Origin of the sequence: Kribbella sp. NPDC049584 (assembly GCF_040675555.1) — a bacterium.
GTDB lineage: Bacteria > Actinomycetota > Actinomycetes > Propionibacteriales > Kribbellaceae > Kribbella.
Map to the genome: position 1 here is coordinate 189,507 of NZ_JBFAPF010000009.1, position 13,840 is coordinate 203,346.

Genomic DNA, 13,840 nt, shown 5'->3' on the forward strand with positions numbered 1-13,840 from the left:
CCCCCGTTTCCCAGCAGAGACATGGAGGCAGGACTCGAACCTGCGCCCTCCCGGTAAGCAGCCGGGCGATCTACCCCTGATCTACTCCATGCAATGCGTCACAGCCTAACCGCCGTACGGGGTCCTCGTCAGAACAAATGTGGCGATGTTGAGATGCGAGATGGTGTCGCCGTCGCGGATGACGTGCAGCTTTTCGCCTGCCAGGTAGCCGTCGCGGCCCTGGTAGAGGTCGGGTCCCAGCGGGGACAGGCGCGTGGTGAGGCCGCCGCTGAGCTGCAGAATGCCCGCCGAGACAGAGATCGTGAGCGGCGTGTTGCCCCAGTACCAATGGCCGAGCAGGTCGGTGCCTTGGGCAAGCGTCGGCTCCGGCACCCATTCCTGCGCGAGCGGCGGCTCGTACGCCGCGAGGATGCGGACCAGGTCAGGCGCCAGCGAGGCAACCCGCCCGTACGTCGCATTGCCGAGCGTCACCGCTCCGATCCGGCGTACGCGGTCGACGAACAGCCCCGCGAGGAACCCGGGCATCGAGCCGGTGTGACCGATCAGCAGATGCGGGTCGTCCGCGATCAACCGCAGGCCCAGGCCGTACGACGCCGTCAGCCCTTCCCGCGGATCTGACGCCACCGGAGCCGCCATCTCCTCGACGGATTCCCGGCTCAACACTTCATGCACCGGGTCGATCCAGAACGACGCGTACCGGGCCAGATCCTCGATCGTGCTCCACAACTGCCCGGCCGGAGCCATCGCGCCGGAGTCGTACGCCGGCTCCGGCACAAGCTGGCCGCTGAACGGATGGACCGAGAACCCTTGCGCCGCGGGGGCCTCCGGGAAGTACGTCGTACGGCGCATCTCCAACGGCGCGAGGATGCGCTCCTGTGCCAACTCCCACCAGGACGACCCGCGCAACCGGGCCACGATCTCGCCGAGCAGGCCGTACCCCAGGTTGGAGTAGTGATGCCGGCGATCCGCGGGACCAGCCGCCTGCGACTCGTCCATCGCCGCCGTCAACTGGTCGAACGAGACCCCCGGATTCCTTTCCCACCAAGGGCCTTCGGGCTCGGCGTTCATCCCGCCGCTGTGCGCGAGCAACTGCCGGACCGTCCGGTCGCCGAACGCGATCCCCGGCAGATGCTTGCCCACAGCATCATTCAGCGACAGCAGCCCGTCGTCGCGGCACTGCAGCACCAGGATCGCCGTCAACGTCTTGGTGATCGACCCGATCCGGTACTGCACATCCGCTCCCGGCAACGCCCCGCCCGCCGAGGCGAACCGCCCGCGCGCGCCGGTCCACACCAGCGCACCGTCCCGGATCACGCCACCGTTCACCGACGGCAACTTTCCTTCGCTCTGAGCCGCCGCGATCTCGGCGTACAGAGCAGCGGCGGTGTCAGAACGCAGGGACATTACTCAAAAGCCTCCGGGGCCGGGCAGGAGCAGATCAGGTTGCGGTCGCCGTACGCGCCGTCGATGCGGCGGACCGGCGGCCAGTACTTCGAGGCGCGGTCCACCGAGCGCGGGAACGCGGCATCCTCGCGAGTGTAGGCGTGCTCCCACTTGTCGTTGATGACCGACTCGGCGGTGTGCGGCGCGTTCACCAGCGGGTTGTCCGCGGCCGGCCACTCGCCGGCCGCGACCCGGTCGATCTCGTGCCGGATCGCGATCATCGCGTCGCAGAAGCGGTCCAGCTCGTCCAGGTCCTCGGACTCGGTCGGCTCGACCATCAGCGTGCCCGCGACCGGGAACGACATCGTCGGCGCGTGGAAACCGTAGTCGATCAGCCGCTTCGCGACGTCGTCGACGCTGATCCCGGTCTCCTTGGTCATCGGCCGCAGATCCAGGATGCACTCGTGCGCGACCAGGCCGTTCTCACCCGTGTACAGGACCGGGAACGCGCCCTCGAGCCGCTTCGCGACGTAGTTCGCGCTCAGCACGGCGGTCTTGGTCGCCGCGGTCAGGCCCTCGGCGCCCATCATCCGGATGTACGCCCACGAGATCGCCAGCACACCCGCGGATCCGAACGGCGCCGCGCTGATCGGGCCGACGCCGGACTCGGGACCGGCCTGGTCGAGCAGCGGATGGTTCGGCAGGTACGGCGCCAGGTGCGCCGCGACACCGACCGGTCCGACACCCGGACCGCCACCGCCGTGCGGGATGCAGAACGTCTTGTGCAGGTTCAAATGGCTGACGTCGCCGCCGAACTCGCCGGGCTTCGCCAGCCCCAGGAGCGCGTTCAGGTTCGCGCCGTCGACGTACACCTGGCCGCCGTGCTCGTGGACGATCGAGCACACCTCGCGGACGCTCTCCTCGTAGACACCGTGTGTCGACGGGTACGTGATCATGATCGCCGCCAGCTTCGACGCGTGCTCGGAAGCCTTGGCCCGCAGGTCGTCCAGGTCGATCGTGCCGTCATCGTTGCCCTTGACAACGACGACCTTCATCCCGGCCATCACCGCGGAGGCGGCGTTGGTGCCGTGCGCGGACGCCGGGATCAGGCAGACGTTGCGGTCTTCGTTGCCCCGGGCCCGGTGGTACCCGCGGATCGCGAGCAGCCCGGCGAGCTCACCCTGCGAACCCGCGTTCGGCTGGATCGAGACCTTCGCGTACCCGGTGACCTCGGCGAGCCAGCGCTCGAGCTGACCGATCAGCGTCACGTATCCGGCAGCGTCCTCGATCGGCGCGAACGGGTGCACGTCCGAGAACTCCGGCCAGGTGACCGGCTCCATCTCGGTGGTCGCGTTCAGCTTCATCGTGCAAGAGCCGAGCGGGATCATCCCGCGGTCCAGCGCGTAGTCCTTGTCGGACAGCTTGCGCAGGTACCGCAGCATCGCCGTCTCGGACCGGTGGGTGTTGAACACCGGGTGCGTCAGGTACTCCGTCGTCCGCGGTACTGCGATCGCAGCAGCGCCGAGCGTGTCGTCGTACTGCACGCCGAAGGACTGGCAGACGCGGGTGAGGGTGGCGACATCGGTCTTCTCGTCGCAGGAGATGCCGACGTGGTCCGCGTCGACGAGCCGCAGCCAAATCCCGTTCTGCCGGGCCGCGTCGACCACGTCGGCGGCCTGACCCGGCACGCGGGCGAGCACGGTGTCGAAGAAGTCGTCGTGCACGACCTCGACCCCGCCTGCCCGCAGCGACGCGGCGAGCTTGCCGGCATAGTTGTGCACCCGGTCGGCGATCGCCTTCAGGCCATCCGGCCCGTGGTACACGGCGTACATCGAGGCGACGACCGCCAGCAGGACCTGCGCCGTACAGATGTTCGAGGTGGCCTTCTCGCGGCGGATGTGCTGCTCACGGGTCTGCAGCGCCAGTCGGTACGCCGGGGCACCGTCGGCGTCGACCGATACGCCGACGAGACGACCGGGCAACGACCTCTCCAGACCGGACCGCACGGACATGAAGCCCGCGTGCGGACCGCCGTAGAACAGCGGTACGCCGAAGCGCTGCGAGGAACCGATGACGATATCGGCGCCGACCTCACCCGGTGCCTCGAGCAACGTCAGCGCGAGCAGATCTGAGGCGACGGCAACCAACGTGTCGCGCTCGTGCGCCGCCTCGATCAGCGGCTTGAGGTCGCGGACGACGCCGTTGGAGCCCGGGTACTGCACGAGGAAACCGAAGAAATCGCCCTCGGGCAGGCCCTCGGTGGTGTCGGCGACGACGACCTCGATGCCGAGTGCCTCGGCCCGGGTCTGGACGACGGCGACGGTCTGGGCGAAGCAGTCGGCGTCGACCAGGAAGCGGTCCGACTTGCTCTTCTTGTTGGACCGGTGCGCCAGCGTCATCGCCTCGGCGGCCGCGGTGCCCTCGTCGAGCAGCGACGCGTTCGCGGTGGGCAGACCGGTCAGGTCGGAGACGACGGTCTGGAAGTTGAGCAGCGCCTCGAGGCGGCCCTGGGAGATCTCGGGCTGGTACGGCGTGTAGGCGGTGTACCAAGCCGGGTTCTCGACCAGTCGCCGCACGATGACCGACGGCGTGAACGTGCCGTAGTACCCCTGGCCGATCATCGAGGTCGCGACGTTGTTGCGGGCCGCGAGCTGGCGGAGCTCGGTCAGCGCGTCGACCTCGGAGGCCGGCTCAGGCAGCCGGAGCGGCTCGGCCGACCGGATCGAGTCCGGTACGGCGGCATCGACAAGTGCGTCGACGTCGGCGTACCCGAGCAGCTGCACCATGCGTGCGACCTCGTCCGGGCGTGGCCCGATGTGGCGGTCGGCAAAGATTGCGGACAGTTCGGTCATCAGAGGCTCCGTTGCTGACAATGCTTCCGGTCGCCTCCCCCTCTGTCACCCACAGTGCTGAGGTCAGCAACTGGCGCTCCAGAGTCGCCTGTGGCACTCGGTCCATGGGCCTGAGAGGTTCCGGGGAGGAATTGCCCCTTCGGCGCCCGATGACACGGGTCTCTCCCGAGTGCTGTGTGCGGCTGAAACGAGGCTACCAGCAATCCGGGAACAGTTCGGGCAGGAGTCGCCGGGCGGTCGGCTTCGCCGCCTCGACCTGGTCCGCCGTCGCGGACTGCATCGGCCAGCGGACCCGGGTACCGACGTCGGCCCAGTCCCCGACCGCGGCCAGGAACTTGTCCAGCGCAGGGTTCGACAGCCCGATCTTCTGCAGCGGGGAGACATGCTCCGCGAAGAATTCCGCGATCCGGCGCTCGACATCCAGATCATGACCGGTCCGTACGGCGCCGGTGGGCGACAGTGCGGCGACATTCGAGTAGCTCCCCTGCGCACCGAGTAACGACATACTCGCCAGGAAGTGCCCCGGCACGAAGATGGCCAGCCCGGACTTGGTCGATTCGTCGAACCATGCCTTGTCGCCGCCCGCAGTCTTCAGCCCGATCAGACTCGGCACCGCCTCGGCGAGCTCACACAGCTGCCGCGGCGCCACAGCCGTCTTCGCATGCGGCGGGTTGTACAGGACAAGCGGCACGTCTCCCGCGACGTCTGCCACTCGCTGGAGGAAGGTCAACAGCTCACGAGCATTCAGCGGAAGCCAGTCGGGGACGATCACCTGAATCGCTCCAGGCGCCAACTTCGCTGCCCGCTCAACCCGCGACAGCTGCACCTGCGCCGACGGATGGCTGGCCCCGAGTTGGAACGGTTTACCCGCCGCGGCAAGCACCGAGTTGATCCGGTCGAACTCGTCCTCGGTCAGCGTCTGGAACTCCCCCGCCGTCCCGTGGGCGTACAGACCGTCCACCTCGGAGGACGCGAGTACGGCGACCTGGGACTCGAGCCGGGCGAAGTCGATCGAGTCGTCCGCGTTCAGCGGCAGCAACAAAGTCGCCCACACACCGCGGAGCGAGTCAGCAGTGAGTGGGCGCACAGAGCAAATCTAAGGGCAGAACCCGGTCAGCCGGTCATCCGCGCGCGACGGCGGGCGGCGAGCTCATCGCCGGCGTGGCCGTCGGAGTCGCCTTCGTCGTGACCATCGGCACGCTCCGTGGGCAGCTCGGAGAGCGAGCCCTCGACCTCGCGCCAGACGCCGCCGAGCGCGATACCGAACACGCCCTGGCCGCCGGCCAGCAGATCGATCACCTCGTCGGGCGAGGAGCACATGTACACCGAGGCGCCGTCGCTCATCAGCGTGATCTGGGTGAGGTCGTCGAACCCACGCTTGCTCAGGTGCGCGATCGCGGTCCGGATCTGCTGCAGCGAGATCCCGGCGTCGAGCAGCCGCTTGATCACCTTCAGCAACAGAACGTCACGGAAGCCGTACAACCGCTGCGTCCCGGAACCGGTCGCCGGGCGAACCGACGGCGAGACCAGACCGGTCCGCGCCCAGTAGTCGAGCTGCCGGTAGGTGATCCCGGCCGCGGCGCAGGCCGTCGGGCCGCGGAACCCGACATCCTCCGGCATCGGCCGCAGGTCGTCGTCGAACAGCAGACCCTGGACGCCGGCGGTGGCCGTAGCGGCTGCCACAGCCTCGGCGTGCGCGTCGGACGTCGACTGCGCCGTCAGATCCGTGTCGCCGGTGCGTGTCACGCCTGAGCCTCCCTGGATACCGACTGGAACGAGCCATCTGCGTGGAGTGACAGCACCCCACGACTCCTTCACGGTAAGCCGCCGCCCCAACCGGGTCAACGACAACCGCACCGAGCCGGGAGCGTGTCGCGACCGCCGTACGAATCGTTACCAAGCCGCTCTTGTACCACTCGGGGCCAAAACCCCGGGTGTCAGCTCTTGTCGAAGTCCTCCGGAGTCACCTGGTCGAGGAACTCCCGGAACCGCTCGACCTCCTCTTCCTCCACCACCTCGTCGTCGGCCTCCTCACTCTCCGGGACCGGGATCCCGGCCTCGGCCAGGATCTCCTCCGCGCAGAACACCGGGGTGCCGGTACGCAATGCGAGCGCGATCGAGTCCGACGGCCGCGCGGAGATCTCGGTCTTGTCGTCGAAGACCAGGATCGCCTCGAACACCCCGTCGTTCAGGTTCACGATCCGGACCTGGCTGAGCGTGTGCCCGAGCACGCGGATGGTCTCGGCGAACAGGTCGTGGGTCAACGGCCTGGGCGGCTCCATGCCCTGCTGGGCGAACGCGATCGCACTGGCCTCTGCGGCCCCGATCCAGATCGGCAGGTACCGCTCTCCGCCGACCTCTTTCAGCAGCACGATCGGCTGACTCGAGGGCATCTCAACCCGGACTCCGACCACGTCGACTTCGCGCACACCTTCAGCCTACTCCGCGGGGAAGCCCCGAGGTGCCCCGGCAGTTGGCTGTGGACTCCGTCACGGACGCGGCAGGCGGGATCGGACGAGTGCGGTGTGCAGCCGAACGGTCAGGGCGGCCAGCTCCGCGGTCTGGTCGGTACGGCGCGGGCCGGTGACCTGCTCGATCAGCCCGACCTCCCGATCGGCCGCCGTACGGAAGGCACGCAGGTGCCGGGGCTCGAGCCCGTACCCGGCAAGTTCCGCGGCGACCTGGGCGATCACGATCGCGTCGCCGGTGTAGTGGTTGCCGCTGGCCACCACCAGGCCGTGGCTCTCCAGCTCACCGAGCAACTCCGAGGAGACACCGGCGGCGGCCCGCAGCTCGTCCCGGGTCAAGCGCAGCTCGGTGCCCGAGGCACCGAAATCGGCGAAGTCCTCGGCGACCGGCTGGCCGGGTGTCTGCGGCAGCGAGCTCGGCGCGACCGGTGGACCCGCGGCGGCCGGATGCAGGCCGCGGTCGATCGCACCGAGATGTTCCTTGATCACCTTCAGCGGCAGGTACTGGTCGCGTTGCGCGGTCAGCACGTAACGCAGCCGCTCGACGTCGGCGGCACTGAACTTGCGGTACCCCGACGCCGTGCGGGCAGGCGTCACCAGACCCTCGGCCTCGAGGAACCGGATCTTGGAGATCGTGACGTCGGCGAACTCGGCCTGCAGCAGCTGCAGCACCTGACCGATGCCACGACCGTCCGCCGGCCCTCCGGCCGTGGAATCAGCGGCGCTCGGATCAGGCCTGGCCACTGGCGTAGTACACCAGCCGGTACTTGCCGATCTGGACCTCGTCGCCGTTGTTCAGCTGGACCTCGTCGATCCGGTCACGGTTGACGTACGTGCCGTTGAGGCTGCCGACGTCGCGGACCTTCACGCCGTACGGATCGCGGCGGAACTCCGCGTGCCGGCGGGACACGGTGACGTCGTCGAGGAAGATGTCGCTGTCCGGGTGGCGTCCCGCGGTGACGACGTCGACGTCGAGCAGGAACCGGCTGCCCGCGTTCGGGCCGCGCTGGACGATCAGCAGAGCCGACCCGGCCGGCAGTGCGCCGACAGCGGCCTCGTCGTCGGCGGACAGCGGCTCACCGGTCTGCTCCGGCTCCGGCTCGGCGCCGATCGGCGTCAGCATCGCGGTGTCGGTGACGCCCGGTGTCGGCTGAGGGGTCGCCGGTGCTGCCGCCGGGCGGTCGGCGCCAGGCAGCATCGCTCCGCACTGCGAGCAGAACCGGCTGCCCTCGGAGTTCTCGTGCCCGCACTGGTTGCAGAACGGCATGCTGTGATCCTCCCGATCGCCGGGTGTCCGGCGACGTTTTCGATAGACCCCGTATGAACAGTGTGACGTGCTGGAACAAGATGAGAGGCCTCAACCCTCGACCAGCGGTTGAGGCCCCAAAACCTATCAGCTCTGGTCGAGCTGTCCTTGATAGGCATCGGCGTCCATCAGCGCGGCGACCTCGGCCGCGTCCTCGACCTCGATGTCGAGCAGCCAGCCCTCGCCGTACGGGTCGCTGTTCACCAGGTCCGGCTGGTCGGCGAGCGCCTCGTTCACCGCGGTCACGGTGCCGTTCACCGGGGCGAACAGGTCGCTCACGCTCTTGGTCGACTCCAGCTCACCACAGGCGTCGCCGGCCCGCACCGTGCTGCCGACCTCGGGCAGCTGCACGTACACGATGTCGCCGAGCTGGTCCTGGGCGAAGTCGGTGATGCCGACCCGCACCGGTCCGTCGCTGCCGGCCTTCAGCCACTCGTGCTCGGCTGTGTACTTCAGATCTTCGGGGTACACCTTCGTTCCTCTTTCACTCAAGGACAACAGCTACTTGGTCGGGCTGGCCGCCGGGCGAGCGTAACGATGCTCCTGCGGCGCGTGCAAGGCGGCGATCGGGACCGTCGTCAGCTCGTTCACCTCCGCCGTTCCGCCCACCTGCGGACCGGTCACCTCGCTGACCAGGCCGCCGGGGAAGTTGGCCGCCTCGGCCAGGTTGTGCGAATCCCCGATCGCCTCGATCACGTACGGCGAGTTGACCTTCTGGCCGTCGATCAGGATCCCCGGTGGGTCGTCCACGAAGTCGGTGCTGGCGACCACCCGGACCAACCCGTTGATCTGGATCGCCTCGGCACCGGCATCTCGCAACTCCTCGATCGCGTCCAGCAGGTTGCTCGAGGTCATCTTGCCCTGCGGGTCGTTCAGCGTGATCCGGACACCGGGACCTGTCGCGGGCAGCGTACCGGCGAGGATGCCGAGGGTGCGGACCTGGGCCTCGGCCTGCTCGCGCGCCGTCTGCGCCTTGTCCGCGCTGGAGGACAGCGAGTTCTTCCGCTCCTCCAGGTCGGCGATCTCGCTCTCCAGCCGGCGGGTGTTCTGGCCGAGGCCGTCCAGGATCGCGATCAGGTCCTCGCGGCGGGCGTTCTGGTAGCCGTCGTCGGCCCGGTTCACCCGCACCTGGACCACGGCCACACAGGCGACCAGCGCCAGGACGACGGCCACGATCGCCTGCCCGCGGGACGGCTTGAACCCGGCCTTGAGCCGCCGCAGCGCGAGGTTGGGCGTCTTCGGCTTGGGCATCGGGGTCGGCGTCACCGGCTGCGGCGACTCGACCGGCTCAGGCTTGGCCGCTTGCTCAGGCTTCACCGGCTCAGGCTTCACCGGCTCAGGCTTCACCGGCTCAGGCTTCACCGGCTCAGGCTTCGCCTGCTCAGGCTTCGCCTGCTCAGGCTTGGTCGCCGGCTCGGGCTTGTCGGGTTTGCCGGGTTTGTCGTCAGCCATGTCAGGCCCGGAAGATGTGGCGCCGGATGGCGGCCATGTTGGTGAAGATGCGGATGCCGAGGACGACGACCACGCCGGTCGACAGCTGCGAGCCGACGCCGAGCTGGTCGCCCAGGTACACGATCAGGGCCGCGATCAGCACGTTCGAGACGAACGACACGACGAACACCTTGTCGTCGAAGATCCCGTCCAGGAACGCCCGGAGCGCGCCGAACACCGCGTCGAGCGCGGCCACGACCGCGATCGGCAGGTAGGGCTGGGCCCAGTCCGGCACATCGGGCGCGACCAGCAGACCGACCACGACCCCGATCACCAGTCCGAGTACGGCGATCATCTCGATCCCACTTTCGCGTAGCGCAACGCGATGGTCGCATCGGCCGGCACCAGCAAGGAGTCCTCCGTCGTGATCGTCATCCGGACATCGAAGTTGCTCACCAGGTACTGCACCCAGCGGCCGCCCGAGCTCTGCGCGAACCGGGCCGGCATGGTCGCGGTGTCGCCGATCGCGAGCACCGTGTACGGCGGGGTCAGCGAGCTGTAGTCGACCGTGATCGCACTGCCCGCGCCGCGGATCGCCGTCAGCGAGGTGATCCGGTGACCGTTCACCGAGATCGCCTCGGCGCCGGACGTCCACAGGCCGTTGACCAGTTGCTGCAGGTCGACGTCGAGCAGCCGGCCCTCTTTGGAGTCGGCGTTCTTCGCATCGTCGATGACCGCCTTGAGCCCGGGGCCGGCGACCGAGATCGCTCCGGTCTGCAGCTCCAGGTCGTCGAGCTTCTGCTGCAGCGCCGCGCCGGTGCTGTCGTTGCTCAGTCCGCTCGCCTGCAACCGGCGCACCTCGTCGGCGAGGTCGGACTGGTGGTTGCGCAGGTCGGTCAGCCGGGAGTCGGCCTGGTTGATCCGATCGATCAGCTCGCTGCGCTGCTTCTCGGCCTCCGGCGCGCTGCGGTAGTTCTGCGAGGCGGCGATCGCGAGCAGGAACCCGAGCACGACCGTGGCCGCCACGAGCATGATCCGGTGCCGGGAGCGGAGCGCCTTGGCGCCGTCCTTCGGGCGGGTCCGGGCGGCGACGGCGTACCCCTCGTCGATCGGGTGCGCCATCAGGTTGTTCAGCAGCGACATCGACGCGTCGACGCGCCGGGGCTTCTGCACCGGTTGCTGGGGGGCTTGCTGTGTCACGGGTCTACCCGGCCGCGTCCTTGATCGGCTTCACCGTCTGGACAAGGTGCCGCAGCTGCGCGAAGTACAGCGCGCCGGCCCAGTAGTACAGACCGGTTCCCCAGATTGCGAACGCCCAGCCGAACACGCGGGCGAGCAGGTTGAGGGTGGAGTCGCCGTCGCCGAGCAGGAGCAGCGGGAACGCGTACAGCAGGCAGAACGTGGCGGACTTGCCGAGGAAGTGCACCGGCAGCGCGTTGAAGCCGCGGCGGTGCAGGGCCGGCAGGGTCAGCGTCAGCAGCACGTCGCGCAGCGGCAGCGCGATCGCCAGCCACCACGGGATGATGTCGCGCAGCGCCAGGCCGACGACGGTCGCGAAGATGTACAGCCGGTCGGCCACCGGGTCGAGCATCTGGCCCAGCCGGCTGGTCTGGTTCATCCGGCGGGCGATCTGGCCGTCGGCCCAGTCGGTGAATCCGGAGATCGCCAGCACCAGCAGCGCCCAGCCGTCCTCCTTCGGACCGAGCACCAGCCACAGGAAGAGCGGCACACCCAGCAACCTGAGGAAGCTGAGCGCGTTCGGGATCGTCCAAACCCGGTCGGACACTTCCAAGTCCGGCACGCGACCCCTCCCTCTCTCACCCGGATACCGCTCGTAACTCTACTGGGGCACCCCGACAGGTTTACGTCCGGCCATGCCGGGGCATGCCCCGACTTTCCCCTCATCACCAGAACGCGGCCGGGCGGCTGCCGCTATGGCTGGTGCGAACCGGTGACCCGATCGATACCCGAGAGTGATCCTTGGAACGGGAGGGCTGACCATGAAGTTCTTGGTGCTGATCTACGGGAGCCCGGAGTCGCGGGCGGTCTGGGACGCGCTGTCCGACGAGCAGAAGAAGGAAGGCATGGCGGGGTATGCCGGCCTACACGAGGCGCTCGCGGCGCGCGGGGAGCTGGTCGCGTCGGAGTCGCTGGACGACCCGGCGCTGACCAAGCAGGTGCTGGTCCGCGACGGCAAGCCGATGACGACGGACGGGCCGTTCGCCGAGGTGAAGGAGCAGTTGGCCGGCTTCTACCTGCTGGACTGTGAGTCGATGGACCGCGCGGTGGAGATCGTCGCGCAGATCCCGGAGGCACCGTTCAGTGTCGTGGAGGTCCGTCCGGTCCGTGATCTCGGCGCGTTCATGTGATCGAGGACCTGCTGCGGGAGCAGGCCCCGCAGGTGCTGGCCGCGCTGGTCCGCCGGTACGGCGACTTCGACGCGTGCGAGGACGCCGTACAAGAGGCTCTCCTCGCTGCGTCGCTGCAGTGGCCGGGTGAGGGTGTTCCGGCAAATCCGCGCAGCTGGCTGATCACGGTCGCGTCGCGGCGGCGGATCGAAGTACTGCGCAGTGAGGCGGCGCGGACGCGGCGGGAAGAGGCAGTCGCCGTCGCGCCGGAGCCGGAGCCCGCATCGTCGGTCGACGACTCGCTGACTTTGCTGATGCTGTGCTGCCACCCGGCGCTGACGTCGCAGTCGCAGGTCGCGCTCACGCTGCGCGCGGTCGGCGGGCTGACGACCGGCGAGATCGCCCGGGCATTTCTGGTGCCGGAGGCAACGATCGGGCAGCGGATCAGCCGCGCGAAGGCGAAGCTCCAGGGCGCGCGGTTCGCGATGCCGCCGGCCTCGGAGCAGCCCGAGCGGCTGGCCGCCGTACTGCATGTGCTGTATCTGATCTTCAACGAGGGCTACACGGCGTCGTCCGGTACGTCGCTGCACCGGGTCGAGCTGAGTGCCGAGGCGATCCGGCTGACCCGGCAGTTGCGGGCGCAGCTCCCGGCGGAAGGCGAGGTGGCCGGGCTGCTCGCGTTGATGCTGCTGACGGACGCGCGCCGGCCGGCGCGGACGACGGCGGACGGGGCGCTGGTGCCGTTGCCGGAACAGGACCGGACGTTGTGGGACGTGGAGGCGATTGCCGAGGGCACCGAGTTGATCACGTCGACGCTGCAGTCGGCGCCGGTCGGGCCATATCAGTTGCAGGCGGCGATCGCTGCGGTCCACGACTCGGCGGCACGGGCCGAGGACACGGACTGGCGCGAGATCCTGATGCTGTACGAACTCCTCGAGTCGACCGCGCCGGGTCCGATGGTGACGCTGAACCGGATCGTCGCGGTTGCCATGGTGCACGGCCCGGCTGCGGGCTTGGCGCAGCTTGATGATGTGGATGCCGCTTTGCAGGGACATCATCGGTTGGCTGCTGTTCGTGCTCATCTGCTGGAGCTCTCCGGCGATGAGGTTGCCGCGCGACAGGCTTATGAGCTTGCCGCGCGGCTCACGCAGAGTCTTCCGGAGCAGCGCTACCTGCAGGCGCGCGCCGCTAAGCTCTCGGCCGGCCCCAGCTGAGCTCAGCCTCGATCTTCAGCTTCAGTACGCCGTCCTCGGCGTACGGGCGGACCGCTTCCTCGACGGTCGCGTCGAAATCGGCGGCCTCCTCGGGAGTCATCAGGTCCCGCGCCAGACTCGACGTCGAATGGAACTGCTCGACGTAGTCGGCGACCTTCTGGTGATAGGTGACGGGCGCCGTCCGCGCCGTCCCGTTGAGCTCGAGCAGGCCGCGATCGCGGATCGCCTCGACGACGCTGTACTTCGGGTCGTGGTCCTTCTTGCGCGAGTGCCGCTGGATCGCGCGGACGACTCCGTCCCACCACGGCATCTCGACAGGCCCGTGTTCGATGACGACGAGCTGCGCGTTCGGGGTCAGATGCGGGACGATCCGCGCGAACGTCTCCTCCCACGGCATCCAGTGGATGCTCGCGCCGGCCGTCACCAGTGCGTACGGGCCGTCGAGCTCGGCGCTCTCGATCGCGTTGACCTGCCAGGTGAGGTTCGGGTGGTCGCCGCCGGGGCGCTGCTTGCCGGCTTCGACCATCGGCGCGGAGAAATCGATCGCGTCGACGTGCTCGACCCGCGGCGCCAGCGGCCGGGCGATCGCGCCTTCACCGGCGCCGATGTCGAGTACGCGTCGCGGCTCGTCGGTGATCAGGGCCAGGAGCCGGTCGAACACCTCGTCCGGGTACGGCGGCCGGTGCTGGTAGGCCTCCGCTACCGCTTCCTGCTGGAACGTCGCCGCAAGCTCAGTCATGCGTCGGAGCCTAGTCCGGGCCGTCCGGCGGCTCACCGGTTTCTGCTGCCGGCCGACGGGCCAGCGCTCGGCGAGACAGGCTGCGCACGACCAGCCTGC

General features: G+C 68.9%; 15 protein-coding genes, 1 tRNA gene and 1 riboswitch. Of the genes, 2 read left to right on the forward strand and 14 right to left on the reverse strand.

What is annotated here, in order from left to right; all coding sequences use genetic code 11:
- Positions 1 to 19: 19 nt before the first annotated feature.
- The 13 genes from AB0J62_RS28290 to AB0J62_RS28350 form a co-directional block, all read right to left on the reverse strand.
- Positions 20 to 91, reverse strand: a tRNA-Ser gene (locus tag AB0J62_RS28290).
- A gap of 14 nt (positions 92 to 105) precedes the next feature.
- Positions 106 to 1,404: a serine hydrolase domain-containing protein gene (locus tag AB0J62_RS28295; RefSeq protein WP_363877393.1), complete on the reverse strand. Its 1,299-nt coding sequence runs from the start codon at positions 1,402 to 1,404 to the stop codon at positions 106 to 108.
- A complete protein-coding gene (gene gcvP / locus AB0J62_RS28300; protein ID WP_363877395.1) occupies positions 1,404 to 4,235 on the reverse strand; it encodes an aminomethyl-transferring glycine dehydrogenase in 2,832 nt (943 codons plus the stop codon). Before gcvP ends, AB0J62_RS28295 begins: the two co-directional genes overlap by 1 nt.
- A gap of 88 nt (positions 4,236 to 4,323) precedes the next feature.
- Positions 4,324 to 4,413: riboswitch (glycine riboswitch) on the reverse strand.
- 15 nt (positions 4,414 to 4,428) lie between these two features.
- The gene (locus AB0J62_RS28305) at positions 4,429 to 5,322 is read right to left on the reverse strand and encodes a dihydrodipicolinate synthase family protein (RefSeq protein ID WP_363877397.1); all 894 of its coding nucleotides are present in this window, start codon (positions 5,320 to 5,322) and stop codon (positions 4,429 to 4,431) included.
- 26 nt (positions 5,323 to 5,348) lie between these two features.
- Positions 5,349 to 5,855, reverse strand: coding sequence for a MerR family transcriptional regulator (locus AB0J62_RS28310; RefSeq protein WP_233714804.1), 507 nt, complete (start codon positions 5,853 to 5,855; stop codon positions 5,349 to 5,351).
- A 317-nt stretch (positions 5,856 to 6,172) separates the two neighbouring features.
- Positions 6,173 to 6,664, reverse strand: coding sequence for a bifunctional nuclease family protein (locus AB0J62_RS28315; protein ID WP_134098799.1), 492 nt, complete (start codon positions 6,662 to 6,664; stop codon positions 6,173 to 6,175).
- A 60-nt stretch (positions 6,665 to 6,724) separates the two neighbouring features.
- Positions 6,725 to 7,375, reverse strand: a complete 651-nt coding sequence (locus tag AB0J62_RS28320; RefSeq protein WP_363877400.1) for a MerR family transcriptional regulator — start codon at positions 7,373 to 7,375, stop codon at positions 6,725 to 6,727.
- Positions 7,376 to 7,433: 58 nt separating this feature from the next.
- Positions 7,434 to 7,970, reverse strand: a complete 537-nt coding sequence (locus AB0J62_RS28325; protein WP_134098795.1) for an FHA domain-containing protein — start codon at positions 7,968 to 7,970, stop codon at positions 7,434 to 7,436.
- Positions 7,971 to 8,096: 126 nt separating this feature from the next.
- A complete protein-coding gene (gene gcvH, locus AB0J62_RS28330) occupies positions 8,097 to 8,480 on the reverse strand; it encodes a glycine cleavage system protein GcvH (RefSeq protein WP_134098793.1) in 384 nt (127 codons plus the stop codon).
- A 30-nt stretch (positions 8,481 to 8,510) separates the two neighbouring features.
- Positions 8,511 to 9,461 carry a DUF881 domain-containing protein gene (locus AB0J62_RS28335; protein WP_363877403.1) on the reverse strand — a complete coding sequence of 317 codons (951 nt, stop codon included), beginning with the start codon at positions 9,459 to 9,461 and terminating at the stop codon, positions 8,511 to 8,513.
- A gap of 1 nt (position 9,462) precedes the next feature.
- Positions 9,463 to 9,795, reverse strand: a complete 333-nt coding sequence (locus AB0J62_RS28340) for a small basic family protein (protein ID WP_130379362.1) — start codon at positions 9,793 to 9,795, stop codon at positions 9,463 to 9,465.
- Positions 9,792 to 10,640 carry a DUF881 domain-containing protein gene (locus AB0J62_RS28345; protein WP_363877406.1) on the reverse strand — a complete coding sequence of 283 codons (849 nt, stop codon included), beginning with the start codon at positions 10,638 to 10,640 and terminating at the stop codon, positions 9,792 to 9,794. Before AB0J62_RS28345 ends, AB0J62_RS28340 begins: the two co-directional genes overlap by 4 nt.
- A 4-nt stretch (positions 10,641 to 10,644) precedes the next feature.
- On the reverse strand, positions 10,645 to 11,241 hold the full coding sequence (locus AB0J62_RS28350; protein ID WP_350863426.1) for a CDP-alcohol phosphatidyltransferase family protein: 597 nt from the start codon (positions 11,239 to 11,241) through the stop codon (positions 10,645 to 10,647).
- 199 nt (positions 11,242 to 11,440) lie between these two features.
- On the opposite strand from AB0J62_RS28350, the gene AB0J62_RS28355 reads away from it, so the two are divergent.
- Together AB0J62_RS28355 and AB0J62_RS28360 are read left to right on the forward strand one after the other, a co-directional pair.
- A complete protein-coding gene (locus AB0J62_RS28355; RefSeq protein WP_363877409.1) occupies positions 11,441 to 11,809 on the forward strand; it encodes a YciI family protein in 369 nt (122 codons plus the stop codon).
- The gene (locus AB0J62_RS28360; RefSeq protein WP_363877411.1) at positions 11,806 to 13,002 is read left to right on the forward strand and encodes a DUF6596 domain-containing protein; all 1,197 of its coding nucleotides are present in this window, start codon (positions 11,806 to 11,808) and stop codon (positions 13,000 to 13,002) included. Before AB0J62_RS28355 ends, AB0J62_RS28360 begins: the two co-directional genes overlap by 4 nt.
- Here the strand turns inward: AB0J62_RS28360 and AB0J62_RS28365 are convergent.
- Entirely contained in the window at positions 12,977 to 13,741 is a 765-nt protein-coding gene (locus tag AB0J62_RS28365; protein ID WP_363877413.1) for a class I SAM-dependent methyltransferase, read from the reverse strand. The genes AB0J62_RS28360 and AB0J62_RS28365 overlap by 26 nt on opposite strands.
- Between the last annotated feature and the right edge of the window lie 99 nt (positions 13,742 to 13,840).